Annotated in this window: 13 protein-coding genes; 7 read left to right on the plus strand and 6 right to left on the minus strand. The window is 68.6% G+C overall.

What is annotated here, in order from left to right:
• The first annotated feature begins 23 nt into the window (after positions 1-23).
• Positions 24-800, plus strand: coding sequence for an ATP-binding protein (locus ACPCUW_RS23055; RefSeq protein WP_423427035.1), 777 nt, complete (start codon positions 24-26; stop codon positions 798-800).
• On the opposite strand, the gene ACPCUW_RS23060 is transcribed toward ACPCUW_RS23055, so the two are convergent.
• Complete coding sequence (locus ACPCUW_RS23060) at positions 793-2,658, minus strand: CheR family methyltransferase (RefSeq protein WP_423427037.1); 1,866 nt, start codon at positions 2,656-2,658, stop codon at positions 793-795. The genes ACPCUW_RS23055 and ACPCUW_RS23060 overlap by 8 nt on opposite strands.
• A 20-nt stretch (positions 2,659-2,678) precedes the next feature.
• Entirely contained in the window at positions 2,679-3,716 is a 1,038-nt protein-coding gene (locus ACPCUW_RS23065) for a chemotaxis protein CheB (protein ID WP_423427039.1), read from the minus strand.
• Between the two features lie 402 nt (positions 3,717-4,118).
• Between ACPCUW_RS23065 and ACPCUW_RS23070 the strand changes: the two genes are divergently transcribed.
• The 4 genes from ACPCUW_RS23070 (at position 4,119) to ACPCUW_RS23085 (ending at position 8,033) form a co-directional block, all read left to right on the plus strand.
• Entirely contained in the window at positions 4,119-5,327 is a 1,209-nt protein-coding gene (locus ACPCUW_RS23070) for an alcohol dehydrogenase catalytic domain-containing protein (protein WP_063011342.1), read from the plus strand.
• Positions 5,328-5,465: 138 nt separating this feature from the next.
• Positions 5,466-5,978, plus strand: coding sequence for a hypothetical protein (locus ACPCUW_RS23075; RefSeq protein ID WP_063011261.1), 513 nt, complete (start codon positions 5,466-5,468; stop codon positions 5,976-5,978).
• Between the two features lie 34 nt (positions 5,979-6,012).
• Positions 6,013-6,735, plus strand: a complete 723-nt coding sequence (locus ACPCUW_RS23080) for a hypothetical protein (protein WP_064908961.1) — start codon at positions 6,013-6,015, stop codon at positions 6,733-6,735.
• Between the two features lie 149 nt (positions 6,736-6,884).
• Positions 6,885-8,033, plus strand: coding sequence for a cation:proton antiporter (locus tag ACPCUW_RS23085; protein ID WP_063011265.1), 1,149 nt, complete (start codon positions 6,885-6,887; stop codon positions 8,031-8,033).
• A gap of 7 nt (positions 8,034-8,040) precedes the next feature.
• On the opposite strand, the gene ACPCUW_RS23090 is transcribed toward ACPCUW_RS23085, so the two are convergent.
• Positions 8,041-8,847, minus strand: a complete 807-nt coding sequence (locus ACPCUW_RS23090; RefSeq protein WP_423427041.1) for a methyltransferase domain-containing protein — start codon at positions 8,845-8,847, stop codon at positions 8,041-8,043.
• Between the two features lie 21 nt (positions 8,848-8,868).
• The gene (locus ACPCUW_RS23095) at positions 8,869-9,417 is read right to left on the minus strand and encodes a TetR/AcrR family transcriptional regulator (RefSeq protein ID WP_423427043.1); all 549 of its coding nucleotides are present in this window, start codon (positions 9,415-9,417) and stop codon (positions 8,869-8,871) included.
• A 110-nt stretch (positions 9,418-9,527) separates the two neighbouring features.
• Between ACPCUW_RS23095 and ACPCUW_RS23100 the strand changes: the two genes are divergently transcribed.
• Positions 9,528-10,016 (plus strand): hypothetical protein, encoded by a 489-nt coding sequence (locus tag ACPCUW_RS23100; protein WP_423427045.1) that lies wholly within the window; start codon positions 9,528-9,530, stop codon positions 10,014-10,016.
• A 28-nt stretch (positions 10,017-10,044) separates the two neighbouring features.
• Here the strand turns inward: ACPCUW_RS23100 and ACPCUW_RS23105 are convergent, their stop codons facing one another.
• Together ACPCUW_RS23105 and ACPCUW_RS23110 are read right to left on the minus strand one after the other, a co-directional pair.
• Positions 10,045-11,439 (minus strand): glutamine synthetase, encoded by a 1,395-nt coding sequence (locus ACPCUW_RS23105; RefSeq protein ID WP_423427046.1) that lies wholly within the window; start codon positions 11,437-11,439, stop codon positions 10,045-10,047.
• A 180-nt stretch (positions 11,440-11,619) separates the two neighbouring features.
• Positions 11,620-12,117: a DUF6764 family protein gene (locus ACPCUW_RS23110; RefSeq protein ID WP_423427048.1), complete on the minus strand. Its 498-nt coding sequence runs from the start codon at positions 12,115-12,117 to the stop codon at positions 11,620-11,622.
• A 344-nt stretch (positions 12,118-12,461) separates the two neighbouring features.
• Between ACPCUW_RS23110 and ACPCUW_RS23115 the strand changes: the two genes are divergently transcribed.
• Positions 12,462-13,589, plus strand: coding sequence for a polyprenyl synthetase family protein (locus tag ACPCUW_RS23115; protein WP_423427049.1), 1,128 nt, complete (start codon positions 12,462-12,464; stop codon positions 13,587-13,589).

Consider the following 13,589-nt stretch of genomic DNA (forward strand, 5'->3'; position numbering starts at 1 on the left):
ACAGCACTCGAATGCGATTCGCTATGAATACCGTTCCGCCCATCTGCTGGGAGCCGACGGAAATCGATCGCTGTGTGGTGCTGGACCCCGATTTCACGCTCGACGCGGTGACGTACCGCCGATTCACCGACGACCTCGTGAAGTTCGTCGTCGAACAGCCCCGCGCGGTCATCGTCCGCGTCGACCGCATGACCATCGCCACCGAAACCGTCCTCACCGCGTTCACCAGCGCCTGGCTGCGCACCGCGAACTGGCCGGGCGTGCCGATTCTCCTCGTCGCCGAGGACACCGAACTACGCCGCCGGCTCGGACGCAGCGCGATCCGCCGCTTCCTCGCGGTGCAGCCGAGCGTCGCCGCCGCCGTCGCCGCGTCGGGCGAACCGCCGATCCGCCGCCGGGCCACCATGACCATGGCGCTGTCCCCGGTCACCGGGCATCGAGCGCGTCGGCTCATCGACGACGTCTGCGCCGAATGGGGCATCGCCGAGATCAGCGAGGCCGCGCAGATCATCGCCACCGAATTCATCGACAACGCCGACCTGCACGGACACTTCACCGGCGTCCCCGATATCGACGTGCGGCTGGAATATCGCGAAGATCTGTTCACCATCGCCGTCGCCGACCCGGACCCCCGTGAAGCGGTGCTGCGCGAACCGGAACCAGGCTCCGTCGGGCGCCGACTGCACGGCCTGCACATCGTGGCGGAGCTGGCCTCGGCCTGGGGATGCGCGCCGCGGTGGCCGACCGGCAAGGTGGTGTGGGCGACGTTGGCGACCGCCCGGAACCGGCAGATCAGCTGACCGCGGCCTCGGGTTCCACCGGCTCCATGAGCAATATCGCGCCCGACGGTTTACCGTTGCGGTCGCTCAGCGATGTGCAGACCACCCGGATCACGACCGCCCGGCCACGCCGGTTGACACTGTCGAGACGAACCTCGCGCTCATAGGCCGGATCGGACAGCGCGGGCCGTACCACCGGCCGCAATTCCGCGACCGGGAGGCCGATATCGAGATTGAGCAGATGCTCTCCCTCGGCCTCGTCGGACCGCAGGCCCCACAGATCCTCCGCGCCCGTATTCCAGACCACGATCCGCATCGATGTATCGACCACCGCGACACCCGCGTGCCAGGAACTCATGATCGAGGCGAAGAATTCGTTCACGTCGTCGAGTTCGGTACTGCGCTCCCGCAATTCGGTATTGATCGTCTGCAGTTCGTCGTTGGTGGACTGCAGTTCCTCGTTCGTGGTCTCGAGTTCCTCGTTGGTGGACTGCAGTTCCTCGTTGGTCGTCTCGAGTTCCTCGACGGTCGACTGCAATTCCTCGTTCGTGGTCTCGAGCTCCTCGTTGGTCGACTGCAGTTCCTCGTAGGCCGATTCCCGTTGTTCGTTGGCATGACGCAATTCGGACAGCAACCGGCGCGTTGCGCTCACATCGTGAAAAACCAGCGAGATCCCGATCGCCACACCCTCGGCCAGCAGCGGCGAGATATGCACCTCGAGTGCCAGCACCTCCCCCGGCCCGCGCTGCCACTCGACATCCTTGACCCGCATCGCACGGCGGTCCGCACGCACCTGATCGATATAGCCGCGCAATTCCAAAGGGCGATAGGACAATTCGAGGTCGCGCAGCGGCCGGCCCACATCCCGGTCCGACAGGCCGAACAGATGCTTGCCCTGATCGTTGGCCAATACGATCACATCGTCGCGGCCGAGCACCACCTGGGCGACCGGCCCCGCGGAAAAGGCCAGGGCGCACAGGGATTCGATCTGCTCGGCGTCGCGGCGGTCGTGCACCAGGGTGCGCCCGAACACCGAGCCGACATCGACTCGCGCCGCCGGAACCTTGCGGAATATCCGTCGCTCGAGGTCCACGGCATCGAAGATCCGGCTGTGACTCAGCAGCATCTCGGCCTTGCCCAGAAACAGCAAACCGCGCTGCGAGAGGGCGAAATGGAATTTGTCGAGCACCTTGGTCTGCGTCTCGGCGTTGAAATACATCAGCGTATTCCGGCACGCCAGCAGATCGATCCGGGAAATCGGCGCGTCCTGCACCAGATCGTTGCGGCCGAAAATCACCGAGCGCCGCAGATCCTTGCGGAATGCGTATCGCCCCGCGGCCGGCTCGAAATAGCGCTGGATCAGGTCCGCACCGAGCGGGCTGATCTCCTTCTCGGTGTAGGTGGCGTGCCGCGCGACGCTCAGGGCCTCCTCGTCCACATCGGTGGCATAGATCTTGACCCGCTGCCGGAATTCCTCGATGCCCATCGCCTCCGCGAGCACGATGGCCAGGCTGTAGGCCTCCTCGCCGGAGGCGCATCCGGCACACCAGACCCGGATCGGTTCCTCGGGGCCCCGCTCGCCCAACATGGTGGGAATGATGTCGGACTGCAGGTAGTCCCACGCGTCGGGATCGCGGAAGAATCCGGTGACGTTGATCAGGATGGTGTTGAACAGCGCGACGAATTCGTCCGCATCGGCCTGCAGCACATCGAGGTATTCGACATAGTCGCTCACCCCGAGCTGGGACATGCGCCGGTCCACGCGCCGCATGAGGCTGCTGCGTTTGTAGCCGGTGAAATCGAATCCGCGAGCTTCCTTCAGATAGTGGAGGATCTCCTCGAATCCGCGGGCACTGCCGGGCGCCTTGTCCTCGTCCACCCGATCAACCTACCGCTGCCTCAGTTCGTGGAACGGTCGGCGAGCAGCTTGCGCAGCGTTTCGATCGCGGCGGCCTGCTCGGCGCCCTGATCTCGATAGCGCTGGGCCAGCCGGTCGTCGCCGTGACGGGTGGCATCGTCGGTCATCCGCTCGGCCAGCCGCTGTTTCTCCTCGAGGGCGCGCAGGGCGGTCCACAAGGCCTTGTCGACCTCGACCTTCTGCTGGATCAACAATGCCTCGGCGGTCCACGCGTGCCCGACCCGGCATCGGTAGCGGCCACTGTCCTCGAGCACATAGAGAACACCGTTGCAGTCCGGGCAGGTGAGCCCGGACGGCCGGGCCATCGCCGCTACGCCTTCGTCACCGGGTACGGCACCGGCATCGATACTCGCTTCCAGAACCTGAAGTTCGGACGCGTCCGGCGGATCGGGCGCCCGATGGCGAGTGCGGAGCCGATCGGCGACGGCCTTGCCCAGGTCCCGCGCCGGCAGCACCATATCGGCTGCGACGGAATCCAATACGCTCTGCGGCATACCGCGATACAACGCGTCGTGCGGCTCCTGCGCGGCCACCACACCGCCACGGCTGGCCACCAACGCGGCGCCGGCGGTTCCGTCGTCCAAGGTCCCGGAGAGCACGACACACGCCACTCGCGGCGCCCACGACATGGCCGCGGACCGGAACAGCGCGTCCACCCCCGGCCGATGGCCGTTCTCGGTGGGGCCCCGTGACAGATGCAGATGGGTCGACGTGACGACCAGATGGCGATCGGGAACCGCCACGTACACCACTCCGGACCGCAGCGGCATGCCGTCGGCGGCCGCGACGGCTGGAAGCGGCCCGATCCGGTTCAGAATGGCCGGCAACGCGCTCGCGCCGTGCGGTGGCATGTGCAGGACGATCGCGACCGCGGCGCCGAGATCCGGCGGGAGCCCGCCGACGAATTCGCGCAGCGCCTCCACGCCGCCGGCGGACGCACCGGCGACGATCAGATCCTGCGGTGGTCGTGCGGTCCCGGGCTCCGATTCGGGCCGGTCGCCAGCCAGAGATTCGTCCATGAGGAGCGATCACTCGGCTTTCGGGCAGGCGGTCCGGACCGAGGGCCGGCTGCGCCCGCGAGACGAAACGGACGGGGTGCCCGAGGCCGGCCGCGGCTCCCCTTCACTCGGAAACATCGCTCCTCCAAGCAGATTCGAATACGGCCCCGTTCGCCACGCTACCCCTGCGCCTGAAGCGGGCCCACCTTCCTTCGTCACAGAGAACCGGGTCCCGGATCGTCGCCCGAGCGGCTGTGCGAGCGCCTCGACGACGCCTGCTCACCGCATACCCGGCGAGTGCGAATCGAACCTTTTCCCACCGGCCGCGCCGGAATACCTCGCCGCCCGCGGGGTAGGGCGTCCAGTGACCGGCCCAGCGCCCGCTACGAACACCACATCCGACCCCGCTATCGAGGAGTGAACGTGAAAGCAGTTGTCTGGCACGGTGTCGGCGATATCCGTCTCGACGTCGTCGACGATCCGAAGATCCAAGAGCCCACCGACGCCATCGTGCAGATCACCTCGTCCGCCATCTGCGGTACCGATCTGCATCTGGTGCGCGGCACGATGCCCGGCATGGTGCCCGGCACCGTCCTCGGCCACGAGGCCGTCGGCACGGTCGTCGACACCGGTGCGGCGGTACGCGGATTCGCGCCGGGCGATCGCGTGGTCGTGTGCTCCACGGTGTCGTGCGGGCACTGCGCCTACTGCCGCAGCGGCTATACCGCCCAATGCGATACGGCCAATCCGAACGGCCCCCTGGCCGGCACCAGCTTCTTCGGCGGACCGGAGACCACGGGACCGGTCGACGGCCTGCAGGCCGAGTACGCACGCATCCCGTATGCGAACAACACCCTGGTCAAGGTGCCCGAGGGCGTCTCCGACGACCAGGCGATCATGGTCTCCGACGTGTTGCCGACCGGCTGGTTCGGCGCCCGGCTCGCTCAGGTCAGCGAGGGCGACACCGTTCTGGTCCTCGGCGCGGGTGTCGTCGGGCAGTGTGCGATCGCGTCGGCCTTTCGCCAGGGCGCGGGCCGGGTGCTCGTCGTCGACGGGATCGCCGACCGGCTCGAAACCGCACGCGCCCAGAACGCCGAACCGATCGACTTCCACCGGGAGGATCCGGTCGAGGTGACGCGCGAGCTGACCGGCGGGATCGGCGCCGATCGCGTCATCGACGCGGTCGGAGTAGACGCCCAGCGGCCCGAGCAGGGACCGGCGGCAGACCACCTGCCGGTCGAGACCGACGTCTTCGAGGAAGAACGCCGCCTCGCCGCACCCGAAGGCAATATCGATTCCGGTCAGTGGCTGGTCGGCGACGCACCGAGCCTGGCCGGGCGCTGGGCGGTGCAGGCGGTCGCGAAGGCCGGGTCGGTCGGTGTGATCGGCGTGTATCCGCCCACCTTCGACCGGTTCCCCCTCGGGGTCGTCGTGAACCGCAATCTGACCGTGCAGGGCGGAAATTGCAACCACCACCGTTACGTGCCCGGTCTGCTCGACAAGGTGGGACGTGGCGATCTCGATCCCACCCGGTTCATCACCCAGCACGCCGAACCGCAGTCGATGATCGATGCCTACGAGGCCTTCGATCTCCGGCGCACCGGCTGGCTGAAAACCGTGGTGCCGATGTAGGTCTGTCCGCCTGATCATCTCCGGCTGCCCCCGCGCCGGCGCGAAGCGCGGGTGGCTAATGTACGGACAGCTCGTGAGAACCCCCGGTTCACCAACCGAGAGGGCACGGGCGATATCGGGCATCGAGAAAGAAGAATCATGCGTCACGTCATTCGCGCAGCCGCGATCGCGGTTCTCGCCACATCCGCCACGGTCGGCGTCGCCGCTCCGGCCTTCGCCGAGTCTGGGTCGCCCGCGACCGCCACGGTCGCGGGCGACCAGGGCACACCGGCCGATCCCGCCGCCCCCGCCGGAACACCGGTCGATCCGACCACGGAATATCTGAACGCGTTCGACACCATCGCCGGTGCGTGGGCCAACGACTCCACGGTCGGCCAGGTCGTGGGCACGGCGGCGGGCCTGGCGGTCGGCTGCCCGCTCGGCGCGATCACCGGCGGCACGCTGACCATTCCGGTGCCGGTGCTGACTCCGATCGGCATCGTGGGCGGATGCATTCTCGGCGCGGGCACGCTCGGATTCCTCGGTGGCATGGCAGGCGGCATCGCCACCGGCGGCCCGAGCTTGGCGAACGCGGTGGGTGACCAGTACAACTCGCTCCATTCCAAAGGCCTGATCGCACAGTCGATGCCGGCCGAGAGCAACGCGCGGTAATCGACACTCCCCACCGATCAGAGCGGAAGAATTCATGAAGACCACCACCCGGACCATCGCCGTGTCCACCTTGCTCGCCACCGCCGTCGTCGCGGCGGCCGGGGCCGCCCAGGCCGATGTCGTCGCTCCGGCACCCTCCACCCCCGCACCCGTTGCCCCGCAATCGGAGTGGACCAGCACCGACCTGGGCCCCGGCATCCGCTATCAGGACGACACGACCACCGGAACCGCGGCCCTGCAGACTCCGCTCGGCGCGGTGGCGGTGCGCCCCGGACAGTTCGACATTCGCGACGGTGCGGGCAGGACACTGCTCGGAACTCCGATCGAGGTTCCCGCGGCCGCCGATCCGGCTCGCCCGACGGCGCCGTCCCAGCCCGTCGCCGGCGCCGTGGAATCGACTGCGGCACAGCCCGGCTCGGTCGCCGATACCCAAATGTCGGATCTCAACCAGGCCGTCGCCGCGGCGGCACCGCACATGGGTCTGGCGATGGCGGTCGGCGGGATGGCCGGTTCGGTGATCGGCGCGGCCGTCGGCTGCCCCCTGGGGATCGCCACCGGCGGCACCCTCATCTCCGTCGCCACCGCTGGCACCATGACCGTGCCCGCGATGGCCGCGGCCTGCCTGGTCGGCGTGGTCGCGGTGGGTGGCCTCGGCGCGAGCGTCGGCGGCGTCGCGGTCGCCCTTCCGGTCGGAATCGCCGCGGGCACACAGAAGTACAACCAGCTGCAGGCCGAGCACGCGCAGAACGCGCACTGAGCCACCGCCGTGCCCGGCCCTCCGCGCAGGCGGCCGGGCACGGCACCGGACGGCAGGCGACGGCGTGTCGGCGTGACCGGGAGTGGTGCGCGGCGGACAGTGTGCACGACGTCGAGCGGCAGCAGATCGAGCGGAAGAAGTAAGCACCGATGAGTTTGTCCACCCTGGCCCTGGTGCTGGCGCTCGGGCTGGCGGGACCGCTGCTGGCGTGGCGCGAAGCCTGGCACATACCGGTGATCGTCGGCGAGCTGCTGGCCGGAATCGTCTGCGGCGTCACCGGATTCGGGGTGCTCGATGCCTCGGATCCGGTGTTCGCCTTCCTGGCCGATATGGGTTTCGCGCTGGTGATGTTCGTCGCCGGCACCCATGTCCCGATTCGCGATCCGCGGATCCGCTCGGCGCTGGGGATCGGCGCCCTCCGAGCCGTGCTGGTCGGGTCGGCCGCGGCCGTGATCGGCTATCTGCTCGCCGGCTTCTTCGATACCGGGCACGGCGCGATCTATGCGGTGCTGCTCGCCTCCTCCTCGGCCGCGCTGGTGCTGCCGATCATCGATTCCCAAGGGCTGCAGGGCAGATCGGTGCTCGAACTGACGGCACAGGTCGCCATCGCCGACACCGCGTCGATCGTCGCGCTACCGCTGGTGATCGACGCGGGTAACGCCGGACGCGCCGCGCTGGGTGCGCTGGCGGTGATCGGCACCGCGGTGCTGCTGTTCTTGCTGCTGCGGTGGCTGGAACGCTCCGGGCTGCGCCGGCGTGCGCACCGAGTCTCCGAACGCCGCAAATTCGCCCTCGAACTGCGGGTCAGTTTGGCCCTCGTATTCGGGATGGCCGCCATCGCCACCCGCACGCACGTGTCGATCATGCTGGCCGGCTTCACGGCCGGACTGGCCGTCGCGGCAGTCGGCGAACCGCGCCGGGTGGCACGGCAATTGTTCGCCGCGACCGACGGATTCCTCGCTCCCCTGTTCTTCGTCTGGCTGGGCGCTCGGTTGAACCTGCGGGAATTCGCCGATCGCCCCCGGTTGATCCTGCTGGGGCTCGCGCTCGGAGCCGGCGCACTGCTGGTGCATCTGCTCATGCGTCTGCTGGGCCAGCCGGTCACATTCGGCGCGCTGGCCGCCGCTCAGATCGGTGTACCGGTGGCCGCCGTCACCGTCGGCACCCAGCTGCATGTGCTGCACCCGGCCGAGGCGGCGGCGATGATGCTGGGCGCGCTGGTGACGATCGTCGCGGCGGCGGTGGCTGCCGCACTCGCGGCGCGACGGCCGCCGGTGGCGGATCCCGTCGCGCCGTGAACGAGGGTCAGGGTTTGTGCGCCACCACCGCGAACATGGTCACCGAGAAGTGATAGTCGCCGGTCTCGGCACCGCGCCGGATTTCGGCCAGAACGTAGTCGCGCTGGGCAGCGGTGATCAGCCCGTCGACCACACCCCGGTCGGTGACCGCCGTGAACATCGGGAGGATCGACTCGGGTTCCCAGATCACGGCCTCGGAACCGATATCGTCGATCAGCAGGCCGGCGTCGACCAGCCGTCCCCGTAAATGCCTGCCGGAGTTGCGATTCGGACTGTTGGTTTCCATCCGCTGCTGCAACGCCGCGACGACCTCGGGATCACCGGGATGGAAGATCGCCGTCGACCAGTCGCTGTCGATCAGCACCACCCGTCCGCCCGGTCGCAGCACCCGCGCGATCTCCGCGGTGGCCTTCGCCGGATCGTCGAGGTGCTGATAGACCCGCTCACAGCGCACCGCGTCGACGGATGCGTCCGGCAGCGGCAGATCGTAGGCCGATCCCTCGATGAATTCGGCCGATACGTCCGCGGCGCGCTCGCGCGCCACCGCGAGCATCGACGGATTCGGATCGATACCGATGGCCCGCCCGGCCGGACCGACCAGAGCGGCCAGCTCCACCACTTCGGTGCCGGTGCCGGAGCCCACATCGAGGGCGGTTTCGCCGGGTCGCAGCGCCAGCGCGGCGCGCGCCCACTCGCGCATCCGCACCACGCCGGGTAAGGCGGCCTGATTGTCGAGTATCCGGACGATCAGCTCCTGCTCCGGGTGGTCGACCTGGTCGATGTGGAAGGAAGGAACGCCTCGTTGATCGCTCACCCCGCCAGTATGCCCGCGCGATCAGTCGAACAGCAGGTGTGCGGCGTGGGCGAGCACATCCGATCTGCTCTCGCCGGGATGCTCGGCCTTGATCAGGCGATTGGCGATGACCATCGAAAAAGACAGCAGCGCAACGGCTTCCACATCCTCGGGTGCGACGCCGGAGTTCCGCAGCAGCGTGCGCAGATAGTCCATTCTGGCGTTGTCCACTTTCCGCAGCCGCGTCTCCACCGCCGGGTCGCGCCGAGCCCATGCCCGGATGGCCAGATCCAGCGGCGTCAGATCCTCGGCGAAGGTCAGCGTGCCCGCCCGCCGGATCTTGCGCTTCGGATCGCCGCCCTCGCGCTCGACCTGTTCGCGCACATCGTCGACGGCGCGCCGCTCCCAGTCGTCGAGCATCGCCTCGAGTAGTTCGTCGCGGGAGCGGAACTGCCGGTAGAAGCCGCCGCGGGTCACGCCGAGTTGCGCCGCCAGCGCCTCCACCCGGACCGCATCGGGGCCGTGGTGCTCCAGCACGGAGAGCCCGGCATCGATCCACGCCTGCCGCGGAGTTCGCACCGGTGGCGCCATCACGTCCTCCTTCTCGACCGGCTCGATATGCCCTTGATTAGATCACCCTTCAATAGATACAGTACTGTTCTGTATCTATCGTGCAGTACCGAAACCAGAAGGTTCTCGTCATGTCCGTGCACACCTCCCCCACCGTCCGCCAATGCGGAATCACCGCCGACCTGCTCGCCCTCACCACCCTGGACGACGTCGTCTACATCGACAGCCACGTGCTGGAAACCCCGGCCGCCACCGCCCGGACCGCCGAGCAGTGGGCCCGCGCGATCATGGAGGACGTTCCCGAGGACGTTCGTACGCGATTGCGGGCGGCGTGGGCCGGTATCGAACTCGGCCTCACCCCCGGCGCGCCGGACACCGTCGCCGGTTGGCGCATCACCTTGTCCGCACCGGAATGCCTTCTGCTGCGGGCCGATTCGGGTCTCGGATTCCACGGCGAACTGGCGCTCGAGATCCGTGACGGCGTCGTCGCGCTGGCCACCTTCGTGGCCATGCGCGGGACACGCGCGCCGGATGTGTGGTTCGGCGTGGTCCCCGGCCATCTGGCGTTCGTGCGCTCACTTCTCGAACGAGCCGGCAGTGCGGAGCCGGCCGCGAGGTGATCGAGCGGTCGGTACCTCGCGACGCGGCTCAGTACCTCCACCTGCAGGCGTCGGCGATCTGCTCGGGCGTGGCATCGGCGAACAGCGCGATCTCACCGCGCCGCACGCTGCCGATGGTGTCGGCGAGGTCGTCGCCGAATGCCGCGCACAGCGCCTCGTCGGCTTCGAAGGCCGCCACCGCGTCGGCGAGTGTGGTGGGCAACGGGGTGATCCCGCGCGCGGACCGGGTGGCGGAGTCGAGTCGCGCCGGATCGCCGGCGACCGGCTCGGGCAGGGTCGCGCCCGCCTGCAAGCCCGCCCGGCCCGCCGCCAGCAGGCCCGCCAAGGCCAGGTACGGGTTGGCGGCGGCGTCGAATGTCTTGATCTCGATATTGGCCGCGCGGTCGCGCTCACCTTCGCTTCCGGTGATGTAGCGCAGGGCGGCCTCCCGGTTCTCCAATCCCCAGCATCGGAAGACACCCGCCCAGTGACTGGGCTGCAAGCGCAGGTAGCTTGCCACGGCCGGGCAGCCGACGGTCAGTAGCGCGGGCAGGCGGTCCAGGATTCCCGCGGCGAAGTGCTCCCCCTCCGCACCGATTCCGAAAGGACCGGGACCGCCGTACATCCGGTTCACCCCTTCCCGCCACAGGCTCAGATGGACGTGGCCGCCGTTCCCGACGACACCGGGCACGACCACCGGGCTGAACGTCGCCCGCAAGCCGTGAGCACCGCTGACGGCCCGGACGATCTCGCGCACCAGCACCGCGTTGTCGGCGGTGCGGACGGGATCACCGGAGGCGATGGAGAGTTCGAACTGTCCCACCTCGTATTCGGGATGTATCTGCTCGACGCCGATACCGCTGTCGCGCACCTTCGACACCACATCGCGCAGATACGCCGCCAGTTCGCTCAGCCTGGCCATCCCGTAAGCGGGCGCCGAGGTGGCGGGGCAGAACGTGTCCGGGTCGGCCGGGTCGGGGCGCGACAACGTCCATTCCAATTCGATCGCGGTGCGCAATTCGTAGCCGTCGTCGGCCAGCTCGGCGACGAGCCGGCGCAGCAGCAACCGGGAATCGCGAGGATGCGGCGTACCGCTTTGCGTATAGCGATCCGCGGGCGCCCATGCCCATCCCGGAAGCGCGGCCACGGCGGTGACCCGATCGAGGTCCGGGTACAGCCGTAGGTCACCGGTCGGGCCACCGGCGACATGCTCGGTCAGGATGGAATCGTCGACCAGGAATGCGTCGAAGACCGGCGAGGCGCCGATCCCCCAGGCCGCAGCGTGGGAGAACCGTTCCACCGGAACGGCTTTCATCCGGACGATGCCGCTGGTGTCGACCCAGGTGACCGCCACGGCCTCGATGTCGCGGGCACTCAGCGTGGCGGCGACGGCGCTCGCCCGATCCGCACGGTCGCGGCGCAACTGCTCGGTCAGTGGTTCCACGTCGACTCCCGGGAGTTCGATGGAAGCCGGCACAACCAGACACAATCGCCGGCGGGTTGCCGCGTTCGAGACTACGCGCCGATGTCTCGATCGCCCGCACTTCCGCCGCTACCACGCCGGATCACTCGACGGCACCCACTCACCCGGAACCTACTCGAGGACCATCCGCGACGCCCGAGATCACCGCATGGACAGGCAGCCCTGGAAGGTCTGGAAATCGCCCGCGAAACCGGGGCCGCCGCTGCATACCGGCGTCCCGACGCCGGAGACCGTGACCGTGGCGCCCGGCCCGGCGATGCCGATGGCCAGCCCGGGACGGACCCCGCTCAGGTCGGCCGTCGCGCCGGGTCCGACCGCGATCGCCGCGGGCCCCGACCACGGCCCCGACGTGGAGCGGGCGATACCACCGCCCTGCGCGATGGCCAGCGACAAACTCGTCGGCCCGGCATTCGCCGCGGCCGTACCGTTGATGCCGTAGGCGGCCGCCGCGCTCCCACCGGCACTCGTGGCCGAACACGCGGCATCGGCACCCGTCTGGGCGACCGAGCTGGCGCCCGGCGCCGGACAGCTGGTGGAGTCGGCTTGGGCCGGCGCGGCCAGCAAGGCGGCCGAGGTCAAGGCGATACCCCCGCCGGAAACGAGAGCGAACAGCGCGCGTCGCGCGGAAGAACGAGACATGAGGGCCTCCTCTGATTGGATGGTTCTCGGCCAGGGTACCCCGGAATTCGATGCATAAACGATGCGTCTCGCCTTTTCGTTGCATCGATTGCAGCATGACGTCGTCCGTCCGTCCCTACCTCGCACGAAGCCGTTCCGAACCGCTCATCGAGGTCACCCGGCGCACGCCCGGCCGAGACGGACAACTTCCGCTCATGTGCATCATTTATGCATCGTTTGCTGTAGCCTTGGGTTCAGACGTCGAGGGAGGATCCCCGGACGGGCCGGAATACGCGGTCTCGATCCCCGCCTCGGAGAGCCAGCCGGCACCCCATATCGCTGTACCGCCGAACCGAGGAGTGGACGTGAGCGTCACTATCGACAAATCGCACCGATTGTTTTCCCCTGCAACAATTCTGGCCGATCACCCGGTGAATACCGTGGACGGTGTCGCGCGGTGGCGTACCGCGGTACGGGATCGAGTCCTGACCGAACTGGACGCGTTCCTGCGCGAGAACCGCATAGGCGCCGTCCAGGAAATCGCCGTCGACGACATCGCTCGGCGATACGTGGCAGGCGGCAAATGCCTGCGATCGACATTCATGTACATCGGCTGGCTGTGCGGCGAGGCCCCCGACGCCGCCGCACTGCGAGCCGCCGCCGCGCTGGAACTGGTCCATGCCTTCGCGATGATCCAGGACGATGTGATGGACGAGTCGGAGCTACGCCGCGGCGCGCCCACGGGGCATGTCGCCTTCGCCGACGCACATCGGAACCGGCGAATGCCCGGCGACGCGGGTCGTTTCGGCGAGTCGGCGGCCGTGCTCCTCGGCGATATCTGCCTGGTCTGGGCGGACAAGATGCTGCGCGAGAGCGGGATTCGCCCCGATTGCCTGTACCGCGTGTGGCCGCGCTTCGACGAGATGCGCATCGAGCTGGCGGTGGGACAGTTCGGCGATCTGCTCAACGACGTCCGCACGGAACCGGATTTCGGGCAGGTATTGGCGCTGGCACGTGCGAAATCCGGCAACTACACGGTGCGCCGGCCGCTCGAACTCGGCGCGGCGATGGCCGGATGCGACGAGTCGACCCTGTCGGCGCTGAGCCGGTACGGACGCGCCGTCGGCGAGGCATTCCAGATGCGCGACGACCTGCTGGGAGTATTCGGAACCCCCGATGCCACAGGCAAACCCGGTGACGGAGATCTGACTCAGCACAAGGCGACCACCGTGGTGATCGCCGCCCGCCAGCTCGCCGACCCCGCCGCCCGCCGCGAACTCGACACGCTGCTGTCCGCACCGGTCGTCGACGCCCGCGCCACCGACAGACTGCGCGCCCTGATCACCGACTCCGGAGCACCCGCCCGGATCGAGGCGATGATCAGCGATCGCGTCGGCGAGGCGCGGCGCACCATCGAGAGCACGACCCTGCCCGAACCGATGCGCCGCGTACTCGACGGTATGGGCCTCATCTGCGTCACCCGGCACCCCTGA

The sequence above is a fragment of the Nocardia sp. AB354 genome, assembly GCF_049538315.1.
Lineage (GTDB): Bacteria > Actinomycetota > Actinomycetes > Mycobacteriales > Mycobacteriaceae > Nocardia > Nocardia nova.

Bases quoted from the DNA above. Each gene is read 5' to 3' on its own strand.
- ACPCUW_RS23055 (WP_423427035.1), top strand. From the start codon at position 24: ATGAATACCGTTCCGCCCATCTGCTGGGAGCCGACGGAAATCGATCGC.
- ACPCUW_RS23065 (WP_423427039.1), bottom strand. From the start codon at position 3,716: ATGGACGAATCTCTGGCTGGCGACCGGCCCGAATCGGAGCCCGGGACC.
- ACPCUW_RS23075 (WP_063011261.1), top strand. From the start codon at position 5,466: ATGCGTCACGTCATTCGCGCAGCCGCGATCGCGGTTCTCGCCACATCC.
- ACPCUW_RS23080 (WP_064908961.1), top strand. From the start codon at position 6,013: ATGAAGACCACCACCCGGACCATCGCCGTGTCCACCTTGCTCGCCACC.
- ACPCUW_RS23085 (WP_063011265.1), top strand. From the start codon at position 6,885: ATGAGTTTGTCCACCCTGGCCCTGGTGCTGGCGCTCGGGCTGGCGGGA.
- ACPCUW_RS23095 (WP_423427043.1), bottom strand. From the start codon at position 9,417: ATGGCGCCACCGGTGCGAACTCCGCGGCAGGCGTGGATCGATGCCGGG.
- ACPCUW_RS23100 (WP_423427045.1), top strand. From the start codon at position 9,528: ATGTCCGTGCACACCTCCCCCACCGTCCGCCAATGCGGAATCACCGCC.
- ACPCUW_RS23110 (WP_423427048.1), bottom strand. From the start codon at position 12,117: ATGTCTCGTTCTTCCGCGCGACGCGCGCTGTTCGCTCTCGTTTCCGGC.